The organism is Paenibacillus sp. FSL k6-2145 (assembly GCF_037976585.1).
Classification (GTDB): domain Bacteria; phylum Bacillota; class Bacilli; order Paenibacillales; family Paenibacillaceae; genus Paenibacillus.
In genome coordinates this window covers 4,097,694-4,119,690 of record NZ_CP150267.1, presented here as the reverse complement: position 1 = coordinate 4,119,690, position 21,997 = coordinate 4,097,694, and the positions used below count along the sequence as shown (strand labels likewise).

Here is a 21,997-nt window from a genome sequence, read left to right as displayed (position 1 = left end):
CTCCTCACTCTACTATGGTCTTGTCGTTGTACAGAAAATCAAACATCGTTCTCAGGTGGTGCTCCCAAAATCTCCATTCATGAGCCCCCGGCGTCTCCACATACCGAAAATCAAAGGCAGTCCCCTGCATGTATTTCGCATAGTCGCGATTCATCTCTACGAAGGGGTCACTATCGCCACAGCAACTGAGGATATCCGGTAAAGGAACACCCTGTTCCAGCAACTTGGCCGACAGTGCGTAAATATCCTGATCGGCTTTCACCTGTAAACGTTCTCCAAAAACCGCTTTCATTTCCTTGATCATGGTCGCTGGCATATGGGGATCATGAAGTCGTGTCTGGATATCCGTTACGCCGGATAGAGACACTACTTTGCGATATCGCTCTGGATAAGTTAGTCCACATTTCAGTGCACCATATCCACCCATGGATAAACCGGCGACGTATGTTTTCTCCGGATCAGGATTCAGATTGAGCAGACGCTTGCATATTTCAGGTAACTCCTGCGTGATGTAGTGGAAGTAATTCAGGCCGTATTCCATATCGGTGTAGTAGCTTCGATTCGCTTCCGGCATAATGATGGTACAGCCATATTGGGCTGCATACATCTCAATTGTAGTTAACCGCTGCCAGGTACTCGCATTATCGCCTGCCCCGTGCAACAGATATAGTGTACCGCCTGAAGTCTCTCCGGAGTCACTGGACACAACATGTATGCTGGTGTTCATGCATAAAGTTGGCGATCCAGTTTCGATCGTTATATGTGCCATAATGTAACCCCTCTCATCATCGCCTGCTGTCTTTACTCATTCGTTTCTCTGGCGTTGGATTGCAGGCTGTTGTAGATTCCCTTGTATTACGATGGGTTATCGAAACGATTTTCTCGAATCGTTTCAAAACATAGCCAACGTTGATTCACATGGACTTCATTACAACACTTTTAATGTGGAAGCGATTTCTTCGAATCGTTTCGAATAAATCATAAGCCCGATGAGTAAATCCTGTCAATAACCTTTTTACAAATTTCGCGTTTTTTTCTCGAAAAAATGCTTTTTTAAGTCTAAATTTGCATCGAAAGACACTATTATTACGAAAAAATGAAAATTTAGTAAGTGCTATTACAACTTTAATTGACACCAAACCAGGTTTATACTAACATGAGTTCTGATTTTGCATTCGAATTACGGAAACGTTTCACCAACCGATTTTACTCAGGTTTCACCTGATATTAGGGAGGTTAATATGTCTGAGCAACTCAAAGGTTTCATTCATACGATTACTGAGCAAAAATTGAACGTTTTTTCCATTCGCATATTACAAAAAGGGCATCTGCTTGCCCATTGGGACCGGGATAAGGATCAGCGCAGGGTACAACATTCCATCAGTAAATCCTTCACGTGTATGGCCGTTGGTCTTGCGCTTGAAGAAGGTCTGTTACATCTGGATGCGACACTTGGTGATTATTTCTCTTATGATCATGTACCAACTGCACAGCGCAATCTTCCATCGCCGCAGGAATTGAAACTGCGTGATCTTCTCCGAATGTCTTCGGGCCATGACTCTCCCCCTCTTTGGGCTGATGAACGAGCTTCATTGACCGAAAAGGACTGGGCGAAATATTACATGTCGCTGCCTCTGGACCGGCTACCTGGAGAACAATTTACATATAGCAGTGGGGATACATTTATGATCTCAGCCATGCTACAGGCTGCTACAGGCCAAACCGTGAAAGATTACCTGACTCCACGGTTATTTGATCCACTTGGCATTCATGATGTAGAGTGGGAAACCTCTCCATTGGGGGTAACACTTGGCTGTGCAGGTCTTTGGATAAGCAATGAGGAACTGAGTCGATTTGGACAGTTACTGTTGCAGGAGGGCTTTTGGGAAGGCAGACAGCTTGTACCTGCGGATTGGATTCGACAGGCTACGTCCCAGCAAATCGAAACGACTGGAGACGGTGATTGGGGAAAAGGTTACGGCTATCAGTTCTGGATGTGTTCTCATGGCGCTTATCGCGCGGATGGAGCCTATGGTCAATTGTGTATCGTAATTCCCTCAAAGGAAGCTGTCATATGTATTAATAGTGAGGAAGAAAATATGCAAGGCATCCTGAATGCCGTATGGAGTGAGGTTTTACCTATATGTATTCAACCTTAGATTTCATACTCTTCTTTTATTCATATGGAACTGAACCATGCACTGGATACTGAAAACAAAAAAAACGCCACGGGGTTAATAAACCCCATGGCGTTACTTCTTATCCGTGTTGTGGAAGCTGAGTCATTTCATCTAAACATTGTGCGCATATGTAACGCTCTTTGAACTCGTTGACTTCCTCGATGGATCCGCAGAAAATACATTTTGGACGATATCTCTCCAAGATAATATGGTCCCCTTGTACTAAGATTTCTACAGGATCTCCCTCATTCATTTGATACCTTTTACGCAAAGATTTAGGCAATACGATCCTACCTAATTGGTCAACTTTGCGAACTACTCCAGCTGGCTTCATAGCTACGGCACACCTCTCCTATCTTACTCTAAATTTCTAGGTACATTTGTACTATGTTTATAGATTCGCCAACATTTTGTCGAATCCTGCTGGAAATAAACATTTTTTGTCCTTTTTTTTGAAAAATGTTTTTTTACCGAATTCTAGCCGTCATTTATAACCTGAATTTATCCTTCTAACCCTGGGAAATTGAGCTGGCGCAACGCTTCATATACAATAATTGCTGCCGAATTGGACAGATTTAATGATCTAACGTCACCAGTCATTGGCATTTTCATGCATGTATCGGGATTCGCAGCAATTAATTCAGGTGGCAGGCCTTTAGTCTCTTTACCAAAAACGAGGAAATCCCCATCCTGAAAATTAAAGTCACTGTATCGGTTCTTTGCCTTCGTAGTTGCGTAGAAGAAGCGACCTTCCGGATATTTTTCCTGAACCTCTGCAAATGAGTCGTGGTATTCAATATGAACGGCATGCCAGTAGTCCAGCCCTGCCCGTTTCAATGTAGCATCATCTGTTCGAAATCCAAGTGGACGCACGAGATGCAGATGGGTACCGGTTGCCGCACAAGTACGCGAAATATTTCCTGTGTTCGCCGGAATTTCTGGTTCAACCAGAACGATGTGTAAAGCCATATGTGTTCAATCTCCTTTTCATTTCATGTTGACGACAACCCTCTAATCTTAAAGAAAAGCCCTCCACACGTCAATGTGGAAGGCTCTGGTAAGGCACAGGATTAGACACGAAGGTCCATGACACCATACCTATACTTTAATTATCCATTTGTCTTCTGGAAGTGGCTCATGAAGTCTGTCAGTGCCTTAACACTCTCATAAGGAGCAGCATTGTAAATGGAGGCACGGAGACCACCCACACTGCGATGTCCTTTCAGACCTACGAATCCTTCTTCCTCCGATGCCTTGATAAACTTCTTCTCCAGTTCCTCAGAAGCAAGACGGAAGGTTACATTCATCAGGGAACGATCTTCTGGTTCCACACAACCACGGTAGAAATCGCCGGAAGCATCAATTGTGTTATAGAGCAATTCGGCTTTTTTCGTGTTTTTTTGCTCAATACCAGCCAATCCGCCCTGTTCTTCAATCCATTTCAATACTTCATTCACCATATATACCGAGAAGGATGGCGGCGTATTGTACAGGGAGTTATTATCTACATGTGTGCTGTAACGAAGCATGGTTGGGATCGATTTAGGTGATTCACTCACCAGTTCCTCACGAGCAATCACAACCGTAATTCCGGATGGACCCAGGTTCTTCTGTGCACCCGCGTAGATCATGCCAAACTGATTAAGATCAAATGGTTTACAGAAAATATCACTCGACATGTCCGCAATCAGAGGTACTGAACCGGTATCCGGGAACGACTTGAATTGCGTACCTTCGATCGTTTCGTTGGAAGTCAGATGTACATAAGCCGTACGTTCTGGCAAACTCAGATTCGAAACATCCGGCAATTTCATGAACTTCTCTGCTTCTGAAGATGCAGCAACATGTGTCTCGCCAATCAATTTCGCCTCAGACAGAGCCTTTTTGGCCCAGCTGCCAGTCATCACGTAACTTGCAGTCTGCCCTGCACCTAGCAGGTTCATTGGCAACATCGCGAACTGAGTGCTTGCACCGCCCTGCAGAAAGAGAACCTTGTATCCTTTTGGATTGCCTAGAAGCGACAACAACCGCTCCTGAGCTTCATTATGTACAGACTCGTACACCGCTCCACGGTGGGACATCTCCATAATCGACATGCCTGTATTACGAAAATCTACAAATTCCGCCTGTGCACGCTCCAGTACCTCAAGTGGTAACGCCGCAGGTCCTGCATTAAAGTTATACGCTCTTTTTGTCACAAAATCCCCCGCCCTTTCCATCCGTAACTCTGACATACAAACAGCATTTTGCACAATTCGATTAGAATCGCTCACGGGTATAAGATATAGACAAATTGAATCATTTTGATCTATATCTTACTTATTGAAAGTCGCTCTATGGATTTGTGCAAAATGCACTCAAAGTGAATATTATCGCTATGATATCAGTATTCTCTATCTGCTTCAAGGGCAATATGCACTGAAGTGTTGAATTCAGGTCATCAAATTCCTTTATCACCCTGCAAAGTTAAAGCACTACATTGTTTAATTCAAGGAAAAGCCTCCGAGAACGTGTCCCGGAGGCTTTAAGTTGGAACAAGAACTGTTCCGACCCCGACCGATTAGCAGTCGAAGTAGAGGCTGTACTCGTGCGGATGAATGCGGATCGCTACTGCTTTTGCTTCATCACGTTTGAGGTTGATGTAGTTTTCAATGAATTCTTTTGTGAATACGCCGCCTTCAGTCAAGAACTCGTTATCAGCTGCCAATGCATCAAGTGCTTCTTCGAGGGAAGCTGGCACACTGCGGATGTTTTCTTTATCTGCATCAGACAGGTCATAGATGTTTTTATCGAGAGGACCATATCCAAGCTCAGTTGGGTTGATTTTGCGTTTGATTCCATCCAGACCAGCCATCAACATTGCGGAGAATGCCAAGTATGGGTTAGCTGTGGAGTCTGGTGTACGGAACTCGATACGACAACCTTTTGGTGTCACAGCTGCAACCGGAATACGAACTGCTGCGGAACGGTTACCTTTGGAGTAAACCAGGTTTACTGGTGCTTCGTAACCAGGTACAAGACGTTTGAATGAGTTTGTACTAGGGTTAGTCAAAGCGATCAGTGCCGGAGCATGGTACAAGATACCTCCGATGTAATGTAAAGCCATTTCACTCAGGTTAGCATATCCCGCTTTGTCATAGAACAATGGGGAATCGCCATCAAAGATGGATTGGTGAACGTGCATTCCGCTACCATTATCACCGAACAATGGTTTTGGCATGAATGTTGCTACTTTACCATATTGACGTGCAGTGTTGTGCACGATGTATTTGTATGCAAGCAGGTTATCTGCTGTTTTCTTCAGTGTATCAAAACGGAAGTTGATTTCAGCTTGACCCGCTGTCGCCACTTCATGGTGATGACGCTCAATCGACAGGCCTGCTTCTTCCAAAAGGCGACACATTTCGCTACGAATATCTTGTTGTGTATCCACTGGCGCTACTGGAACATATCCACCTTTAGTGCGAACTTTGAAGCCCAGGTTTCCGCCTTCTTCTTTGCGGTTAGTGTTCCATGAAGCTTCTTCGGAATCTACATAGTAAGAAGAGCTGTTCGTGCCGCTCTCATAACGTACATCGTCGAAGATGAAGAACTCGGATTCAGGTGCGAAGAATGCCGCTGTACCTACACCGCTCTCTTGCAAATAAGCTTCTGCTTTAACAGCGATGCTGCGTGGGTCACGCTCATAACGCTCGCCATCCGGAGTGAAGATATCACACATAACATTCAATGTAGGGTGTGCAGTGAACGGATCGACATAAGTCGCTTCAGGGTCTGGCATCATAACCATATCGGACTCTTCAATTCCGCGGAAACCTTGGATAGAAGAACCGTCAAAAGCTACTCCATTTACGAACGTGTCTGCATCAACAGCCGAAGCTGGCAACGAGATGTGATGTGCACGACCAGCTAAATCTACAAAACGAAAATCTACCCACTCGATGTTGTTCTCTTGAATTGATTTCAATACGTTTTCAACCGACATGTATTCGTCCTCCCAAATATTCCGAACATTAAACAACCCCACTAAGAAAATGTCTAAATTCGAATTTTTTTCTGTCGTCATTATAAATTTTAAAACATGACATCGTCAATACTTATGTAAGGTATTTTTTGAAGGGATGTTAGATATACTCACACTTTATAAATAACATAAATTCATATAACAACTAGTTTCATATACATTTAACTGGTTTAATGCGGTAAAGCGACCTCTATTTTAACCTAAATCATGGAAAAAACTTCACATCATAAATGTTTCTTATCACTATTGATTAATAAATACGTTCAAAACTGCAAAATATGCAAAAAACCGAGCATCTATCTGATTCCGTTGCAATGAACGAGATCGGAGGAGATGCCCGGATGATGATCCAGACCTTGACTATGAAATTCTTATTATACGCCTACACGTGCCGGGAAAAATTCTGCCGGTTGTTTGGCTGTGCTGAATGATTTACCCACGATTGGTGCCAATTTCTCCAGATCCTGCAACAGGTTGGCGAATTGGTCAGGGAACAAGGACTGCACACCATCTCCTGTCATGGAGTTATCCGGATCGGTATGCATTTCAATGATCAGTCCATTGGCGCCCGCAGCAACGGAAGCTTTTGTCATCGGCTCCACTAGTTCACGTCGTCCAGTACCATGACTTGGGTCAGAAATAACCGGCAAATGGCTCAGAGACTGCAGAACAGGGATCGCTGACAGATCCAGCGTATTCCGTGTGTAGGATTCAAACGTACGAATACCACGCTCACACAGCATGACATTTGGGTTACCACCCGCAAGAATGTACTCAGCCGCATTCAACAATTCATCGTATGTCGCACTGAAGCCACGTTTCAACAATACCGGTTTGCCACACTCACCCAATTTGCGGAGCAGATCAAAGTTCTGCATGTTACGTGTACCTACTTGCAGAATATCGGCGTACTCGGCGCAAATATCCACATACTCAGGTGTCATGACTTCTGTAATGGTCAGCAGATCATGTTTCTTGCCTGCTTCCGCCATCATGATCAATCCCTCTACGCCCGTTCCCTGGAAACTGTAAGGACCCGTACGCGGCTTAAATGCACCTCCACGTAACACTTGCCCACCAGCAGCTTTCACAAGCCCGGCAATCTCATCAATCTGGGCAGCGGATTCAACCGCACATGGTCCGCCCATGACAACAAGTTCTTTTCCGCCGATATCTACACCTTTGATGGAGATCACCGTATCTTCCGGATGGAAGTCGCGGCTTGCCAATTTGTAGGACTTCGAGATTTTAACGACATTCTCGACACCTTTCATTTGGCGAAGATGCTCTTGCATTTTAGGTTCAACTTTTCCAATCAAACCAATGATAGTACGATCCTCTCCGCGAGAGATATGCACCTGAAGCCCTTCTTTTTCAATAACTGCAACGATATCCTGAATCTGTTCCTCCGGTGTAGCCTTGCCTGCAATAACGATCATATTAATTCCCATCCTTCCTTGTATGAGAGCACAATCATTTCTTAATGTGCGTCTGATTAAATATAAAAACTCTGTCGCGCTTAAACGCTTGTTCGCTTTTAAGCTTTTATCCGTTAAAGTGAATATAACATAGTTCTCCTATTGCGTCAAGGTACACATTCTTTATCCCTATATCAAAAAGAACCCTGCTCCACAGGCTCCGACATTCGGATCTGCGTAACAGGGTTCTTCTCATTCACAACTCGTTTGCAATTCACATACACGTAGACTTACATTTTACATTTTTTTCGCCCTATGGTGTACGTGTTTTTTCTCGAACTGGAGGCAGCAGTTTGCTCATGTTCACGGTACGTTTGATCTCCCACGTCTCCGGCTTGTCATGTTCATACTGCTCCAGATAAAGGATGACTTCCTTCGTAATCGGTGTTGGTGTTGATGCACCCGAAGTAACAGCCACCTTATTTACACCTTTCAGCCATTCTTGCTGAATCTCGGAGACATCGGATACACGGTAGGCCGTAACCCCGGCGATCTCCTCCGACACTTGTGCCAGACGATTAGAGTTATTGCTGCGAGGATCACCCACCACGATAACCAGGTCCGCTTGACCTGCCTGTTCAGCAACAGCTTCCTGACGAACCTGAGTTGCGAGGCAAATCTCATTATGAATCTCTGCGCCCGGAAACTTCTCCAGCAGACGGCTCATAATGTGTTTGATATCCCACTGGCTCATCGTTGTCTGATTCGTAATAAGGATTTTGCCCGGAGATACGTTCAGTTCTTCGATCTCTTCTTCCTTCTCGATCAGATGAACGAGATCTGGTGCAACACCTACGGCACCTTCTGGTTCAGGGTGATTCTTTTTGCCGATATAGATGATCTGATAACCTTCTGCTGTCTTCTCCCGAATGAGATCATGGGTCTTGGTGACATCAGGGCATGTTGCATCCACTGTTGTCAATCCTTTGTCCCGTGCCAACTTGCGCACTTCAGGAGATACACCGTGAGCTGTGAAAATAATCGTGCCACTCTCCACTTGGCTCAAAATATCCATCCGGTTCGGACCATCCAATGTAATAATACCTTCATCTTCAAAGGAATCCGTCACATGTTGGTTATGCACAATCATACCCAATATATAAATAGGTCGTGGTAAATCCAGATTGCGTGCCGCTTGACGCGCGAGCACCATCGCATCCACAACGCCGTAACAATATCCCCGCGGCGAAATTCGTAGTACTTCCACTTGGTTGCCACCCGCTTTCTTTCTCGGCAACGTTGCCGATGTAATTGCAGTCCTGTCTATTATACCTTTATTCGATAGGCGGAGCAAAGACAACCGGCAACCAGATAATAAAGGTGGTTCCTTCTCCACGTCTGGTCACAACCTCAACCGATCCATGGTGTTCCTCAATAATCCACTTCGCAATCGAAAGTCCCAGACCTATGCCAGGTGTAGCCCCGCGGGATTCATCTGCCCGATAGAAGCGATCAAAGATGAACGGCACTTCGTCCCGATCCATCCCAATACCGGTGTCGCTGATGCGTAGTCCCACCTGGCCTTTGTATAATACGGCATCCAGCGTCACGGAGCCTTCAGGTGTGTATTTAAATGCATTTTCGATGAAGATAAATAACATCTGTTGCAGATAGTCCTTGCTACCGTTCACATAAATGCCGTTAAGGATGGAAAAATCTCCCGGAAGCCAGTCTGCCTGACGATCCAGAAATTGTGCTCTGCGTGCCACTTCCTGTACGAGAATCTGCAGCGGGATCGGATTCAGTTCAATTTTCTGACCCGTATCCGCTCTCGCCAGCGATAACATGTCGCTGATCAGCCTGCTCATACGTTTTCCCTCGTCCGCCATATCTTCAATGGCTTCCAGCGACATTTGTTTGACAGTCTCCTCATCCAGATTCGGTCGGTCGGTTCCCTCCTGATCCCACAGCTTCTTCAAGAAGTCTACGTTCCCGCGAATGGTGGTCAGCGGCGTACGCAGTTCATGCGATGCATCGGATACAAAGCGGCGCTGGGCAGCATTCGTCTCCTCCAAACCACGGAATGACAATTCTGTACGTTCAAGCATATTATTCACCGTTTCAATCAGACGCCCGATCTCATCCTTCGGCCCAGCATATTGAATACGTACACTTAAGTCATCTCCAGATTGAATCTGATTGGCGGCATCAATGACAGTCACGAGCGGACGCATCGACTTGCGAGCCAAGACGAGACCTGAGGTAATAGCGAGGGCCATCGCTACCAGCCAACCAAAAACCAAAATATTAAGCAACGCTTCCAACAGGCGCTCCTGTGAACTTACATTCGCACCAACCTGAAGAATTCCACGTACTTCATTGGTACCCTGAAGAGAAAGGGGAAGCTGATTCACCAGAAACGGTGTCCCATCCACATAGATCTTGGATATGCCACGCTTTTCAAGAATTTCATTGGTTTTTAATACCGGAAACTGAATCCCTAATTTCTTCATATTGCCGGAAATTATGCCCGAGCGGCTCTGGTAATCCCAGAGTTGAATATAGATTTGTGCCTCCTGAAGCTGACTCTCTGTAAATGGGTCCAGATCCAACGACTGTGAAAGAGGATTAACACCGATCTGCTCCGTAATCCGGGTACTCTTCACCTTCAATTGCTGTTCGACTTCCTGATAGGAGTTAAAATACACAAAGGCATAGATTACAACGCCCCAAAAGATAAGAACAGCCGCCAAAATGCCAGAATACCATGCGGTTAGTCTTAACCGGATGGACATATCAGGAGTCACCTCTCAGGATATAGCCGGCTCCCCGGATGGTCTGGATTAGACGCTTGCCACCGTATTCTTCGGTCTTCTGTCTGAGCATGGCAATGTACACTTCAAGCACATTAGACTCACCGCTGTAATCATAACCCCAGATTTTATCCATAATCAGATCACGGGAAAGTACCCGTCTTGGATTTTGCATGAACAGATTCAACAGTTCGAATTCTTTGGCAGTCAGCTCCAGACGCTGCCCATCTCGCAATACTTCACGTGAGTCATTGTCCAAAATGATATCTTCATACATTAAGCGGTTGTCCGGCGTACCCCCACTATCAGACTTGCGGCGCAGCAATGCACGGACACGTGCCAATAATTCTTCCAGCGCAAAAGGTTTTACAAGGTAGTCATCGGCTCCCGTGTCCAGTCCGGTCACGCGGCTCTGCACTTCATCCTTGGCCGTCAGCATCAGCACAGGCACTTTACTGCCTGCTTCTCTCAATCTGCGACATACCTCAAATCCGTCAATCTGCGGCATCATCACATCCAGCACAACGATGTCCGGCTCCTTGTCCATCAGTTTGCTGAGGCCTTCAGCTCCGTTGGAAGCCGTCTGTACCTCATATCCTTCAAAAGCCAGCCCCCGGCGGAGCATGGATACAATTTTTTCGTCATCATCCACAATCAAAATAGTTGAGCGCATGGTCTTTCTCCTTTATCCTAACGTTTTATCCCATTGTAACAGGCAGAAGCACAATCTGCATCTTCAAGTAGGCGGACTCCAATCAGTATTAGTCCATTAAACCTTACCCCATCAGGGCAAAAAAACGGAAGGGCCTTCAAACCCTTCCGTTCTGTCAATCCGTACCCGATATTTATGGTTGCTGCTGTTGTGTACCTGTTGTTTGTGAAGTATCAAAATCATTTTTGTTGCCGATTTTGATTTTCAGATCCATTTTCTTACCGTCACGCACCACGTTTAATGTCACTTCACTGCCGATTTCCTGTTTCTTGATGAAATCAATCAGATCTTGACTTGTCGCGTAAGGCGTACCGTTGGCACCTGTGATGATGTCATATGCACGAAGATCTGCTTGATAAGCCGGTGATTGGAAGATCGTGCTGGCTACGACAGAACCTTCGGTTACATCTGTTCCCATTTGTTTAGCAACTTCAGGCGTGAGAGCCATCAGGGACGCACCGATAAATGGTACTGGCTCTTTGGGAACTTCTTTGTTCTCTTTAAGATATTTAACAGCTTCAGAGATGACGCTCGACGGGATCGCAAAACCAATCCCTTGTGCATCTGCGCTTACTGCAACGTTCATTCCGATGACTTCCCCATTCAGGTTAAGCAATGGGCCACCGGAGTTACCCGGATTAATCGAAGCATCTGTTTGCAGCAAATGGCTGTACTCACGTGTTTTTCCTGTTTCTTCATCTGGAATGCTGATCGTACGTTCTTTAGCACTCAATACACCTGCTGTAACCGTGTGTTCAAATCCTTCCGGGTTACCAATAGCTACAAGCCATTCACCGACTTGAGTACTGTTGGAATCACCCAGTGGAGCTACAGGGAACGCATCGTCACCACTGTTTTTCTCAATTTTCAATACAGCCAAATCCAGATCAAAGCTGCTTCCCAGCAATTTAGCTTCATAAGGTTTACTGTTGTTCTCCAGGGTTACCTGGATTACGTCTGCACCCTGAACAACGTGTTGATTCGTCAGGATATATCCTTCTTTGTCAAAAATGAACCCGGAACCAATGCCCATAGGCACAAGCTGATTACTGCTTTGTGGTTGCTGGCTTTGGCCTTGATTGCCTTCCGTTCCGCCGCCATTACCAAAGAAATATTGGTACAACGGATCACTTGTATTTGATCCACCCTGACCCAATCCTGTACGTGAGGACTGCTTCGCGAGTGTTTCGATTTTGACGACAGCCGGACTTGTACTTGTTACTACGGAAGACACATCTTCTTTGCCTGTTGGCAGTAACGACGCTGTCACATTGTTGCCTCCGCCTGTGTTTGTGGACGCTTCCTGTCCTGAACTTTGATTGTCAGTGTTCGTAAGTGCCGTCTCCGGTGTGAACATGTTTGTTCTGTCAGCTGTGTACATGAGAACGGTGATGACCAGCATACCGGCAATAAAGGAAAATAGAAGTGATCTTACGGAAGAACGCGGCTTGCGGTTATTATAGTTCCAGTTGCCTTTGCCGCCATTCCCTTGATCTCCACCGTTACCTGAGCCGTTTCCGCCGCCTCCTGATGATCTTTTCGCTTGTTCAGATGATTCACTATTATAGTAAGTAGGTACGGGTCTCACCGGATCAGGTTTTGTAATCTCTACATTTCCTTCTTCACGCTGATTATTGCTTCCCATGTGATTTGCTGTATCTTCCTGATTCACGGACTGAAAAGGTCCATAAGAATAATAATAGGAGGATTCGTCCGTTCCGGAAGAATTGCGGTTCTCCGTTTGTTTGGTTTCGTTTTCCTCGTCTTGACGGTTCGATCTATAGTTGCGTTCGTCCATGCCTCTCTACCTCCCAATCTCTTATTCCCAAGAGATATTCTTTAACTGTCCTTATTTTGTACTTTAAACCTTAACCGTACCTTAAAAACAATTAAAAAGGAGATAAAAGCACGTAAGAATAGACTCTTTTCCCTGTCATGACAGCATTTTACCCTTTCGTTTTCACCCAACCCTGACGATGCGCATAGATGGCCAATTGTGTACGATCGTCCATCTCACATTTCATCAGCAGGTTACTCACATGTGTTTTGACGGTTTTGATACTGATATGTAATTCTTCTCCGATATCTTTGTTGGTCTTTCCCTCTGCAATAAGCAGCAGCACTTCCTTCTCCCGTTCAGTCAGACCCGATTCACTCTCTCTAGCTGTACGTTGTCTGATTCCCCGGGTTAATGCCTGCGACACATCACCTGTCATAACAGGCATGCCTCTATAGGCCCCTTGAAGAGCATATATCAGTTCTTCAGCAGAGACTGTCTTCAGTACATAACTTACCGCACCCGCTTCAATCGCTTGCACAACCAGATCATCCTCCAGGAAACTGGTGAGCATCACAATTTTCATCCCTGGAAATTCAGTCATAATGGCTTTTGTTGCTTCAGCGCCATTCATTACCGGCATCATCAGATCCATTAGAATCAGGTCCGGCATTTCACTATCATTTAACTTACGTAACTGATCAAGCGCATCCTGCCCGTGGCCCGCTTCTCCCATCACATGAAAAGTAGGTTCCAGCATTAGATATGTTTTCAACCCCATGCGCACCATATCATGGTCATCCACAATCATCACGTTTACTTTACCACTCATTCCGTCTCCCCCTCTGGTTCACTCAGGAACGTTCGGGAATTTCGGGATCAATACCCGCACCGTCGTTCCCGCTCCCGGTTTCGATATAATCTGAACTTGCCCCCCAAGCTTCTCCGCCCGTTCACGCATGGTAGATAACCCGTATGAACCCGGACGCTCCGCTTGCTGCAAAAATCCCTGACCATCATCGCTGATGCTCATGCTGATCTGATGTTCACTCTCCCGTATGGACAGACTAACCACTCCCGCCTCTGCATGCTTCACAACATTGGCAACCGCCTCCTGAATAACAAGAAACAGCTGGTGCTCAATGGCATCCGAGATTCCGCCATCCAGTTCCAGCTCTTTCACACCTTTAAGACCATTCTGCCTGCAATAATCAGGAAACCAACTATCCAGTGCTGCGGTGAGATCACGCCCTTCCAGCTCCACCGGTCGAAGTTGGGCAATCAGTCCTCGCATCTGACGCTGTGCAATATGTGACATCTGGATTAACTGGTCCAGTACTTTACCGCCATGTTCAGGATTCATCTCCAGCAGACGAGGTAAGGACGAAGCCGACATATGCATGGCAAACAGCTGCTGGCTAACCGTGTCATGGAGGTCCCTTGCCATTCGTTTGCGCTCTTCAAGCACAGCCCGCTCCGAGGCTTGCTCCTTCTCAATGACTTCCTGCTCACCGAGGCGCTGAAGCAGTCTCATTTTTTTCTCAATCGAATCCATCATGACATTGAACTCCTGATAGACACGACCAAACGAAGCGTCATCCGCTTCAGGCATTCGCACCGCCAGATTACCCTTGGAAACTTTCAACATGTTGAGATCTAGCAGGTCGATCTTACGCTGAAGCCGTAATGCAGCGATATATCCGGTGATAACGGTGGCCAGCACAACAACGGCAACATAGGTCCATGCCCGCTGACGACCAGCCCCCATCAACACCTCTCCATACAATAGATAGAAGCCGCCCAGCGTAATCAGACCGGTTAGCGCAAAATACATCATCAGTTCCCATTTATTGGCCTTGAGAATTGTTCGAATCATGCGTTAACCCACCTTATTCACTTTGACGTCTCCGATAAACACACTTACGATAATCCGTACCTTTTTGCTTGCTTCATGGTAATGAGCAGTTTCAGCTTGGGCACTACTCAGGAATCCGCCGCGTTTCTGGTTCAACAGTGACATATCTCCAATGAAGGAATTTGTCGTCACCGTCACACCCAAATCCATATCTTCCGGTACAAATACTTTCACATCCCCAATAAATGAAGAAATGACAATCTTCGTCTCCCCATAAGGAATCTGTGCCTTGGTCAAATCAATTACAGTATCTCCGATAAAAGCCGAGATGTTCATTGGTTTCAACGAGAACACTTCCTGCCCCATGTACAGATCACCGATGAACGCCGATTTGTTAATGGTATTGCCACTGCCATAATCCCCATAACCATTTCCGTAGCCATCACCATAATGTTCTCCATATCCGGTATCGTTAGAGTTATACGATTGATGTTTCTTCTTATATTGATGCCCTTGTGATGATGAATCCGTTGATCCTGTGAAATGAGGGCCATGTGGATCGTTCTTCTGTTCCTGTTTTGGTTTGCCAAATGTTTTCTCGAATTGTTCGTCAAACGACGACGGCATCTCCAGATCCTCCGGAGCCAACGGTTTATAGGGTTGCTCAGGTGCGGGAGGTGGCTGCATCTTGTCATGATGTTTCCGATCACGACGTCGTGGCCCGATCAGTACAAACAATCCTCCGCCAATCAGCATAACCGGAATCAGATAACGGATGAACTCACCCATGGAGTAATCAATCCATCCCAGGTTACGGGCAAGAAAGTAACCACCAATCGCCAGTACAATTACCGGTCCAATAAAGGCGTAACCCCCGTTTCGACGAATCTCGGAGATTCCTTTGACCCCCCACCAGATTAGAAATAACGGCCAATATGTTCTGAAAATATATCCTACATCAATGTCATATCCCAATTGTCTGAACAAGATCATCGCACCAATAGCAATAAGAGGTATGCCAACCCACCAGCGGTCACGCGTCGATCGTTTCATCGCTCATGTCTCCTTTGTCTGTATTATGTATCCAGTGTAACTCAGACAAGACAATGAGAACAGCGGCGGCAGATGGAATTCATCTCGGTCTCGAGACTGAGATGAGAGGATATTAATGTAAAAAACTTCGCATATGTAAAACACCCCGGAGCTGCTGCTCCAGGGTGCTGAATCATCATTAGATTAATGAATCTTCAATTATTTTTTGTATTTTGATGCTTTGCCTTGACCTTGGCCAGTTTGGCCTGTGTTTTCTACACCGAACTCGGCATTGTATTTTTCATCAGGTGTTTGGAAATTATCTTGTACTTTGTTTTGAGCGGATTGCTTCACTTTTGCTGCTGCATTCTCTTCTCCAAACTCTGCATTGTACTTCTCGTTTGGCGTTTGGTACCCTTGTGATTTCTTAGCCACAACGAATCACCTCTCTCTTCATATTTACGATGCATTGCTGCACCGCGGGGTTCGTCCCCAGTCAATATTATGTGGAGAGAGCACTTCTGTTATTCATGTTCACATGTGAAATTAAATGGCCTTGTCCAGCCAGGAATCCGGTACAGATTTGTACACATCGATCGCATCGGCCAACTCGCTGAGCATCTTTTCTGTACACTTTCCAGCGCCTTGCCTGATCACCTGTACCTCCACATCCTTTTTGCCCCACTCTTTGTACACTTGCTTGGTTGTCGGGAAATACAGATCGATTTTATTACCTTTGATCGCCGAACCAGTATCTGCAACAATACCGTATCCATAACCCGGAATATACAGAATGGAACCCATCGGGAACAATTTTGGATCAGCTGCAATCGTGGAAACTGTTTCTTTATCACGACGTACTTTGACACCGGAATACGTAATTCCGTATTGAGGATGTTTAGGCCCTTTTCCTGTAGACTCCACTCCTGCCGTGTATCCCGTTGCTGTAACCTTTTGTGTACCCAGGATTTGTTCTGAACGCGGAGCAAGCACCGGCATAGACGGATCCGCCACTTGTTTTTCTGGAAGCTCAGGCCTTGGAATGACCATTGGTTGTGGTGACCACAATAATGCCATATACACCATGGTGGTCAGCTGGGCCTCATCGCTGTATTGATGGCTGACCTGTTCTGGAAATTCTTGATAAGACTTGCTCGAAGTTTCAATAATCGGACCTTCACTGCTGCTGCTCTGACTCTCGACATGCAGTACTGTACTTTCCTCTTCAAATGTATAGGCATCCGCCTGATTCAGGTTAATCATCATCCCGGCGAATATCACACAGCCAACCAATAAACCCCGTATATGTTTCTTTTGAATTGAGAATTGCTTTTTCATTGTATAACCTCCCCCTCACTGCAAAGGTTTTCCAAAAAGCAATTAATCTATACTTTTTACTGCAAACACTACGAAAAAACGCCTGAATAACATAGTCAATCCCATGTTATCCAGGCGTTATGCAGAGTGATCAGCGCAACTTATGCACTGGTTATCTGATAGATCATTTGTTCATTTATACCAAACGTGTTGCAATTTCTTCTTTCAATTGAGCGATAATTTCATCGACCGGTTTCATGCCCAGATCGCCTTCTCCACGCTTACGCACAGATACTGCTTCTGCATTGCGCTCATTCTCACCAACAACAAACATATAAGGCATTTTCTCAAGCTGCGCCTCACGGATTTTATATCCAAGCTTCTCATTCCGCAGATCAGCTTCAGCAGAGATTCCCGCACGTTTCAGCTTTGCTTCCACTTCACGCGCATAATCGTCGAAGTTTCCGGATACCGGGATTACTTTTGCCTGAACCGGAGACAACCACAGCGGGAAAGCTCCTGCAAAGTTCTCCAGCAAGAATGCTGTGAAACGTTCCATTGTACTAATTACACCGCGGTGAATAACGACCGGACGATGTTTCTGTCCGTCATCTCCCACATATTCAAGTTCAAAGCGCTCAGGCAACAGGAAGTCCAGTTGAACCGTAGACAATGTCTCTTCTTTGCCCAGGGCTGTTTTGATCTGAACATCCAGCTTCGGACCGTAGAACGCCGCTTCACCTTCTGCTTCATAGAATGGAAGGTCAAGCTCTTCCACAACTTCACGCAGCATGCGTTGGGACATTTCCCACATCTCGTCGTTCTGGAAGTATTTCTCGGTATCCTTCGGATCACGATAGGACAGACGGAAACGGTATTCGTTAATACCGAAATCCTTGTACACGGTTTGAATCAACTCGATAACACGAGCAAACTCTTCTTTGATCTGATCCGGGCGTGCAAAAATGTGTGAGTCATTCAGTGTCATTGCACGTACACGGTGCAGACCTGTTAATGCCCCCGACATTTCATAACGGTGCATCATTCCAAGCTCGGCAATCCGGATTGGCAGATCACGGTAGCTGTGCATACTGGACTTGTACACCATCATATGGTGAGGACAGTTCATTGGACGGAGAACAAGTTCCTCATTATCCATAACCATTTTCGGGAACATATCTTCCTGGTAGTGCTCCCAGTGTCCAGATGTTTTGTACAATTCCACGTTACCCAGAACCGGTGTGTATACATGTTGGTATCCCAGGCTTTCTTCCAGATCCACAATATAACGCTCCAGAGTGCGGCGCAGCTTCGCACCGTTAGGCAACCAGATTGGCAGACCTTGACCGACCAGTTGGGAGAATGTGAACATTTCCAGCTCTTTACCCAACTTGCGGTGATCGCGTTTGCGAGCTTCTTCAAGGAAGTGCAGATGCTCGTCCAGCTGTGCTTTTTTCACAAAAGCCGTACCATATATACGTTGAAGCATTTTGTTTTTGCTATCTCCACGCCAGTAAGCACCAGCGACATTCATCAATTTGAACACTTTGATTTTGCTAGTCGATGGTACGTGAGGACCACGACACAAGTCGAAGAATTCACCTTGCTCATAAATGGTGATTACACTGTCTTCCGGCAAGTCACGAATCAACTCAAGTTTGTAAGGATCGCCTACTTCTTCGAACGTTTTGATCGCGTCCTCGCGGCTAACTTCCTTACGTACAATTGGCAAGTTCTCGTTCACAATACGTTCCATTTCCTTCTCGATCTTTTGCAGATCTTCAGGATTGAGCGCATGTTCGAGGTCCATATCATAGTAGAAACCATCTTCGATGACAGGGCCGATACCGAGACGTACCTCTTTGTTACCATATAAACGTTTCACTGCTTGAGCCATCAAGTGAGCTGTACTATGACGCATCACTTCAAGTCCTTCTGGTGAATCCAGAGTTACGATCTCCACCAATGCTCCCTCATGAAGTGTTGTGGACAAGTCCACCACGATACCATCCAGCTTGCCGGCTACGGCATTTTTGCGCAATCCGCTGCTAATCGAAGCGGCTACGTCCTCAATGGTGCTGCCATCCGCGTACTCACGTACCGAACCATCCGGTAGTTTAATGTTCACTGCCATTTGTCTCATTCCTCCTGTTAATGTAACCTTCGTGTCCAGATATTTATGGACTGATTATCTATTGCTATTCCAGTCATTTTGCAAAGGAACGCAAAAAACACCCGTCCCGGCAAAGGGACGAGTGATATATACTCGTGGTTCCACCCTAATTCAGCTGATTCATCCATATTCGGAAATACAGCCCTCATTGGCATGACGATAACGGGCATGACCCGGCAGATCCTTACTCGCGGATAATCCCCAATAAAGGCGATATTCTAACTCCACTTTCAAAATTGCAGCTACAAAGGGGTAAACCATACGTGATATCCGGAGGAAATTTCAGCCTAGGTTCCTCTCTCTGCACCGATCTTGCGTGTGGTTGTTGTCTTTGTCAACGCTTTTGGTTCAATGGTTCACATGAAAAATTCATGGATCAACAGTTATTATAATTGCCGAGATCACTTGCGTCAAGACCTGTCAACAATCCTGAGCGCAGCACTTCGCATTCCGGGCAATGATGACATATTTGCACTTTGTCTTCAAAGATCTGGCATATGGTCGAGATGATTGGCAGATCCGGGGTGCGTGTATGGAGCATGACCTTCTCAGGAGAGATGGAGATGAGTGTACTTACAATCATATCTTCGATATCCATCTCCAGTTCCAGACCCGGCATTTCCACAACGACCTGTTCATCCTTTTGCACGGGTAACAGATTAAGTCCAGCATCCAGGACCTGAAATTCATGCATTCCCTTGTGTACAAGATGAACCAGAGGTACTTTGGCTTCTTGAAAAAACACAAAATATTTTAACAGCCCCATAAACTCTTCATACTGCCGATCCATCCAGAACTCATCCAGCGCATACTCCACTAATTCCTGAAGCTCCTGCTTATATGGCCGTATGCGGAAGTTGATAATACCTTCAAGGTGAAAAAAGTGAACATCCTCCAGATCCTGCCGTAGTCCACTGGCTAACGTAGTACGGCGGCGCTCTCGAAGTCCGGGCTGATCCAGATCACCATTTAATAGAAGTGGCATGCAGATTCGATTGACCTTTTCCACCTCATGCTCATCCATAACAGAACACGCCTTGGCGATCATATCCTCCACCATGCTCCGTTCTTGTGTCTCCATAATGAAGTCGGCGAGTCCAAGGGAGAGCAGATCACTAATCCGGGGAAGCCATTGCTGGAAGTCTTCGTGATTCTCATTCCCTCTGCACACCCAGGTTGCTCTTCCATCATTATGTTTGAAGGTGAGCCGGAATCCTCTTTTACTTATATGTAAACCTTTGGTTTTCTCCTTGACACAACGATAAAATTGATCCGCTTCCTCTTGCCCTGATACATCGGTCCATACAGCAAACAGTTCCACAAGAATCACTCCTTTCCTTCCTGTTCAAAGTATATGGCAAGGCCGATAGGGATATACGAAGCGGATTGATGGAAAGCGTGTCATGATTTCTCAGTATATTATGAAGAGGTTTGGAGTTAAGACAAAAATGTGTTATTATTTTAATAACAGTATGTTTCACGGAAAAGGAGGGAAGCCAAAATGAGACAACAACCTAGAATACTCCACTATACTATCATTATCATTTTGTGCGTTTTCCAAGCCTTGTGCTTCCCTATTCCGATGCAGTCCGAATCTGCCGTTGGGGTGTCTGTAGAAGCAACTTCCAACAAAGAAGTGCTGTTGCAAATACCCGAATCCCAGCAGAAACCTGTCATTCGCAAATACCCACAAGTCATGTCCAAGCTGATTGCGGTTACGCATAATAAGCCTGTCTTTCTTGTCCTCGCATTGTTATTGATGCTGCGAATCCCTACAACGGGTCTGTCCTTTAAACCGTGGTATTGTCTGTTTAAACGCAGATTATTTCTGCTACCTATTAAGTTTACCAGCATGTATGTATCCCTCACCCCTATAGCACCAAAATACGTGAACGCTCTTAACTAGCCGTTACGACGTATTTACAGGTTGCTTTTGCATGGAGACACCTCTGTATTTAAAGACGGTGTGCTTGTGCATAACTTATAACCCTTTTAGCACACGTTAGATAAACCCATGTTTATGACAGTACCTATTTTTGTTGTACCCACACCGACAAATTCAAATCATATGGCTGTGTCAGGAATTTCTGGCTCTGTTTACCCGCATCTTTTGATGTTCCTTTGAGCAGCAGATTAATCATTTTCGGGAAATAAGCCTGTCTTCTGTGGCCAGCCCCTAATTATAAGGAGGCAACAATCCATGGATGTACGCGAAACAGACTTGCCGGGAATCGGCAAAAAATTTCAGATTGAAACAAGCAGCGGTGATAAAATTGTCATTATTATTCACGATGACGGTCGCCGGGAAATGTACCACTTCGAGTATGATGATCCCGATCAAAGCATCTCGATGATCACACTTGACGATTACGAAGCACGACAGATTGCTGCTATTGTTGGCGGATTAACTTACAAACCAAAGCAGCTTGAAAATATTGAAGTAACGTTTGACGACCTGATTATCGAGTGGTACAAAATCGAACCATCCTTCGGATGTATCGGCAAATCCATCGGTGAATTGGACGTACGTCAAAACTCTGGGGCAACGGTTATCGCCGTTGTAGAGAAAAATCACAAAAAACATATCAGCCCAGGTCCGGAGGTAGTTATCAGTGCAGAATCCACGGTGGTAGCCGTTGGCGAACGCAATCAGCAGAAACTGTTTAAATCCCTCCTCCTGACTGGAAGGGGGTAAA

General features: G+C 45.6%; 20 protein-coding genes. 3 read left to right on the top strand and 17 right to left on the bottom strand.

Features of this window, described 5'->3' with window-relative positions; genetic code table 11:
* Nucleotides 1–4: 4 nt before the first annotated feature.
* A complete protein-coding gene (locus tag NZ043_RS18395) occupies nt 5–769 on the bottom strand; it encodes an alpha/beta hydrolase family protein (protein ID WP_076318319.1) in 765 nt (254 codons plus the stop codon).
* 472 nt (nt 770–1,241) lie between these two features.
* On the opposite strand from NZ043_RS18395, the gene NZ043_RS18390 reads away from it, so the two are divergent.
* On the top strand, nt 1,242–2,159 hold the full coding sequence (locus NZ043_RS18390) for a serine hydrolase (protein WP_289391844.1): 918 nt from the start codon (nt 1,242–1,244) through the stop codon (nt 2,157–2,159).
* 100 nt (nt 2,160–2,259) lie between these two features.
* Here the strand turns inward: NZ043_RS18390 and NZ043_RS18385 are convergent, their stop codons facing one another.
* The 16 genes from NZ043_RS18385 to NZ043_RS18310 all read right to left on the bottom strand — a co-directional run bounded on the left by NZ043_RS18385 (nt 2,260) and on the right by NZ043_RS18310 (nt 20,631).
* Nucleotides 2,260–2,514, bottom strand: a complete 255-nt coding sequence (locus NZ043_RS18385; protein ID WP_036610032.1) for an AbrB/MazE/SpoVT family DNA-binding domain-containing protein — start codon at nt 2,512–2,514, stop codon at nt 2,260–2,262.
* A gap of 167 nt (nt 2,515–2,681) precedes the next feature.
* Nucleotides 2,682–3,149 carry a tRNA (uridine(34)/cytosine(34)/5-carboxymethylaminomethyluridine(34)-2'-O)-methyltransferase TrmL gene (gene trmL / locus NZ043_RS18380; protein ID WP_017689589.1) on the bottom strand — a complete coding sequence of 156 codons (468 nt, stop codon included), beginning with the start codon at nt 3,147–3,149 and terminating at the stop codon, nt 2,682–2,684.
* 140 nt (nt 3,150–3,289) lie between these two features.
* A complete protein-coding gene (gene serC, locus NZ043_RS18375; protein WP_133384141.1) occupies nt 3,290–4,378 on the bottom strand; it encodes a 3-phosphoserine/phosphohydroxythreonine transaminase in 1,089 nt (362 codons plus the stop codon).
* Between the two features lie 362 nt (nt 4,379–4,740).
* The gene (glnA, locus tag NZ043_RS18370) at nt 4,741–6,165 is read right to left on the bottom strand and encodes a type I glutamate--ammonia ligase (protein WP_074094318.1); all 1,425 of its coding nucleotides are present in this window, start codon (nt 6,163–6,165) and stop codon (nt 4,741–4,743) included.
* 413 nt (nt 6,166–6,578) lie between these two features.
* A complete protein-coding gene (gene aroF, locus NZ043_RS18365) occupies nt 6,579–7,643 on the bottom strand; it encodes a 3-deoxy-7-phosphoheptulonate synthase (RefSeq protein ID WP_036610039.1) in 1,065 nt (354 codons plus the stop codon).
* Between the two features lie 292 nt (nt 7,644–7,935).
* Nucleotides 7,936–8,889, bottom strand: coding sequence for a 4-hydroxy-3-methylbut-2-enyl diphosphate reductase (locus NZ043_RS18360; RefSeq protein WP_091032713.1), 954 nt, complete (start codon nt 8,887–8,889; stop codon nt 7,936–7,938).
* A 67-nt stretch (nt 8,890–8,956) separates the two neighbouring features.
* The gene (locus tag NZ043_RS18355) at nt 8,957–10,417 is read right to left on the bottom strand and encodes a HAMP domain-containing sensor histidine kinase (protein ID WP_289391843.1); all 1,461 of its coding nucleotides are present in this window, start codon (nt 10,415–10,417) and stop codon (nt 8,957–8,959) included.
* Nucleotide 10,418: 1 nt separating this feature from the next.
* The gene (locus NZ043_RS18350; protein ID WP_091014684.1) at nt 10,419–11,108 is read right to left on the bottom strand and encodes a response regulator transcription factor; all 690 of its coding nucleotides are present in this window, start codon (nt 11,106–11,108) and stop codon (nt 10,419–10,421) included.
* Nucleotides 11,109–11,280: 172 nt separating this feature from the next.
* Complete coding sequence (locus NZ043_RS18345) at nt 11,281–12,945, bottom strand: trypsin-like peptidase domain-containing protein (RefSeq protein WP_091032719.1); 1,665 nt, start codon at nt 12,943–12,945, stop codon at nt 11,281–11,283.
* 148 nt (nt 12,946–13,093) lie between these two features.
* A complete protein-coding gene (locus tag NZ043_RS18340) occupies nt 13,094–13,756 on the bottom strand; it encodes a response regulator transcription factor (RefSeq protein ID WP_017689597.1) in 663 nt (220 codons plus the stop codon).
* A gap of 18 nt (nt 13,757–13,774) precedes the next feature.
* Nucleotides 13,775–14,800, bottom strand: a complete 1,026-nt coding sequence (locus NZ043_RS18335; RefSeq protein ID WP_036669825.1) for a sensor histidine kinase — start codon at nt 14,798–14,800, stop codon at nt 13,775–13,777.
* 3 nt (nt 14,801–14,803) lie between these two features.
* The gene (liaF, locus tag NZ043_RS18330) at nt 14,804–15,832 is read right to left on the bottom strand and encodes a cell wall-active antibiotics response protein LiaF (RefSeq protein ID WP_133384139.1); all 1,029 of its coding nucleotides are present in this window, start codon (nt 15,830–15,832) and stop codon (nt 14,804–14,806) included.
* Between the two features lie 198 nt (nt 15,833–16,030).
* Nucleotides 16,031–16,246: a hypothetical protein gene (locus tag NZ043_RS18325; protein ID WP_036610057.1), complete on the bottom strand. Its 216-nt coding sequence runs from the start codon at nt 16,244–16,246 to the stop codon at nt 16,031–16,033.
* Nucleotides 16,247–16,357: 111 nt separating this feature from the next.
* The gene (locus NZ043_RS18320) at nt 16,358–17,149 is read right to left on the bottom strand and encodes a 3D domain-containing protein (protein WP_256332303.1); all 792 of its coding nucleotides are present in this window, start codon (nt 17,147–17,149) and stop codon (nt 16,358–16,360) included.
* A gap of 175 nt (nt 17,150–17,324) precedes the next feature.
* Nucleotides 17,325–19,262: a threonine--tRNA ligase gene (gene thrS, locus NZ043_RS18315; protein ID WP_339309033.1), complete on the bottom strand. Its 1,938-nt coding sequence runs from the start codon at nt 19,260–19,262 to the stop codon at nt 17,325–17,327.
* A 415-nt stretch (nt 19,263–19,677) separates the two neighbouring features.
* Nucleotides 19,678–20,631, bottom strand: a complete 954-nt coding sequence (locus NZ043_RS18310) for a putative sporulation protein YtxC (RefSeq protein WP_051447153.1) — start codon at nt 20,629–20,631, stop codon at nt 19,678–19,680.
* 171 nt (nt 20,632–20,802) lie between these two features.
* Between NZ043_RS18310 and NZ043_RS18305 the strand changes: the two genes are divergently transcribed.
* Together NZ043_RS18305 and NZ043_RS18300 are read left to right on the top strand one after the other, a co-directional pair.
* Nucleotides 20,803–21,207, top strand: a complete 405-nt coding sequence (locus NZ043_RS18305) for a hypothetical protein (protein ID WP_091032733.1) — start codon at nt 20,803–20,805, stop codon at nt 21,205–21,207.
* Nucleotides 21,208–21,501: 294 nt separating this feature from the next.
* A complete protein-coding gene (locus NZ043_RS18300; RefSeq protein ID WP_091032736.1) occupies nt 21,502–21,996 on the top strand; it encodes a cation:proton antiporter regulatory subunit in 495 nt (164 codons plus the stop codon).
* The last annotated feature ends 1 nt before the right edge of the window (nt 21,997 follow it).

Coding starts and splice junctions, on each gene's coding strand:
- NZ043_RS18395 (WP_076318319.1), bottom strand. CDS start 769: ATGGCACATATAACGATCGAAACTGGATCGCCAACTTTATGCATGAAC.
- NZ043_RS18390 (WP_289391844.1), top strand. CDS start 1,242: ATGTCTGAGCAACTCAAAGGTTTCATTCATACGATTACTGAGCAAAAA.
- NZ043_RS18385 (WP_036610032.1), bottom strand. CDS start 2,514: ATGAAGCCAGCTGGAGTAGTTCGCAAAGTTGACCAATTAGGTAGGATC.
- trmL (WP_017689589.1), bottom strand. CDS start 3,149: ATGGCTTTACACATCGTTCTGGTTGAACCAGAAATTCCGGCGAACACA.
- glnA (WP_074094318.1), bottom strand. CDS start 6,165: ATGTCGGTTGAAAACGTATTGAAATCAATTCAAGAGAACAACATCGAG.
- aroF (WP_036610039.1), bottom strand. CDS start 7,643: ATGATCGTTATTGCAGGCAAGGCTACACCGGAGGAACAGATTCAGGAT.
- NZ043_RS18355 (WP_289391843.1), bottom strand. CDS start 10,417: ATGTCCATCCGGTTAAGACTAACCGCATGGTATTCTGGCATTTTGGCG.
- NZ043_RS18350 (WP_091014684.1), bottom strand. CDS start 11,108: ATGCGCTCAACTATTTTGATTGTGGATGATGACGAAAAAATTGTATCC.
- NZ043_RS18345 (WP_091032719.1), bottom strand. CDS start 12,945: ATGGACGAACGCAACTATAGATCGAACCGTCAAGACGAGGAAAACGAA.
- NZ043_RS18340 (WP_017689597.1), bottom strand. CDS start 13,756: ATGAGTGGTAAAGTAAACGTGATGATTGTGGATGACCATGATATGGTG.
- NZ043_RS18335 (WP_036669825.1), bottom strand. CDS start 14,800: ATGATTCGAACAATTCTCAAGGCCAATAAATGGGAACTGATGATGTAT.
- liaF (WP_133384139.1), bottom strand. CDS start 15,832: ATGAAACGATCGACGCGTGACCGCTGGTGGGTTGGCATACCTCTTATT.
- NZ043_RS18320 (WP_256332303.1), bottom strand. CDS start 17,149: ATGAAAAAGCAATTCTCAATTCAAAAGAAACATATACGGGGTTTATTG.
- thrS (WP_339309033.1), bottom strand. CDS start 19,262: ATGGCAGTGAACATTAAACTACCGGATGGTTCGGTACGTGAGTACGCG.
- NZ043_RS18305 (WP_091032733.1), top strand. CDS start 20,803: ATGAGACAACAACCTAGAATACTCCACTATACTATCATTATCATTTTG.
- NZ043_RS18300 (WP_091032736.1), top strand. CDS start 21,502: ATGGATGTACGCGAAACAGACTTGCCGGGAATCGGCAAAAAATTTCAG.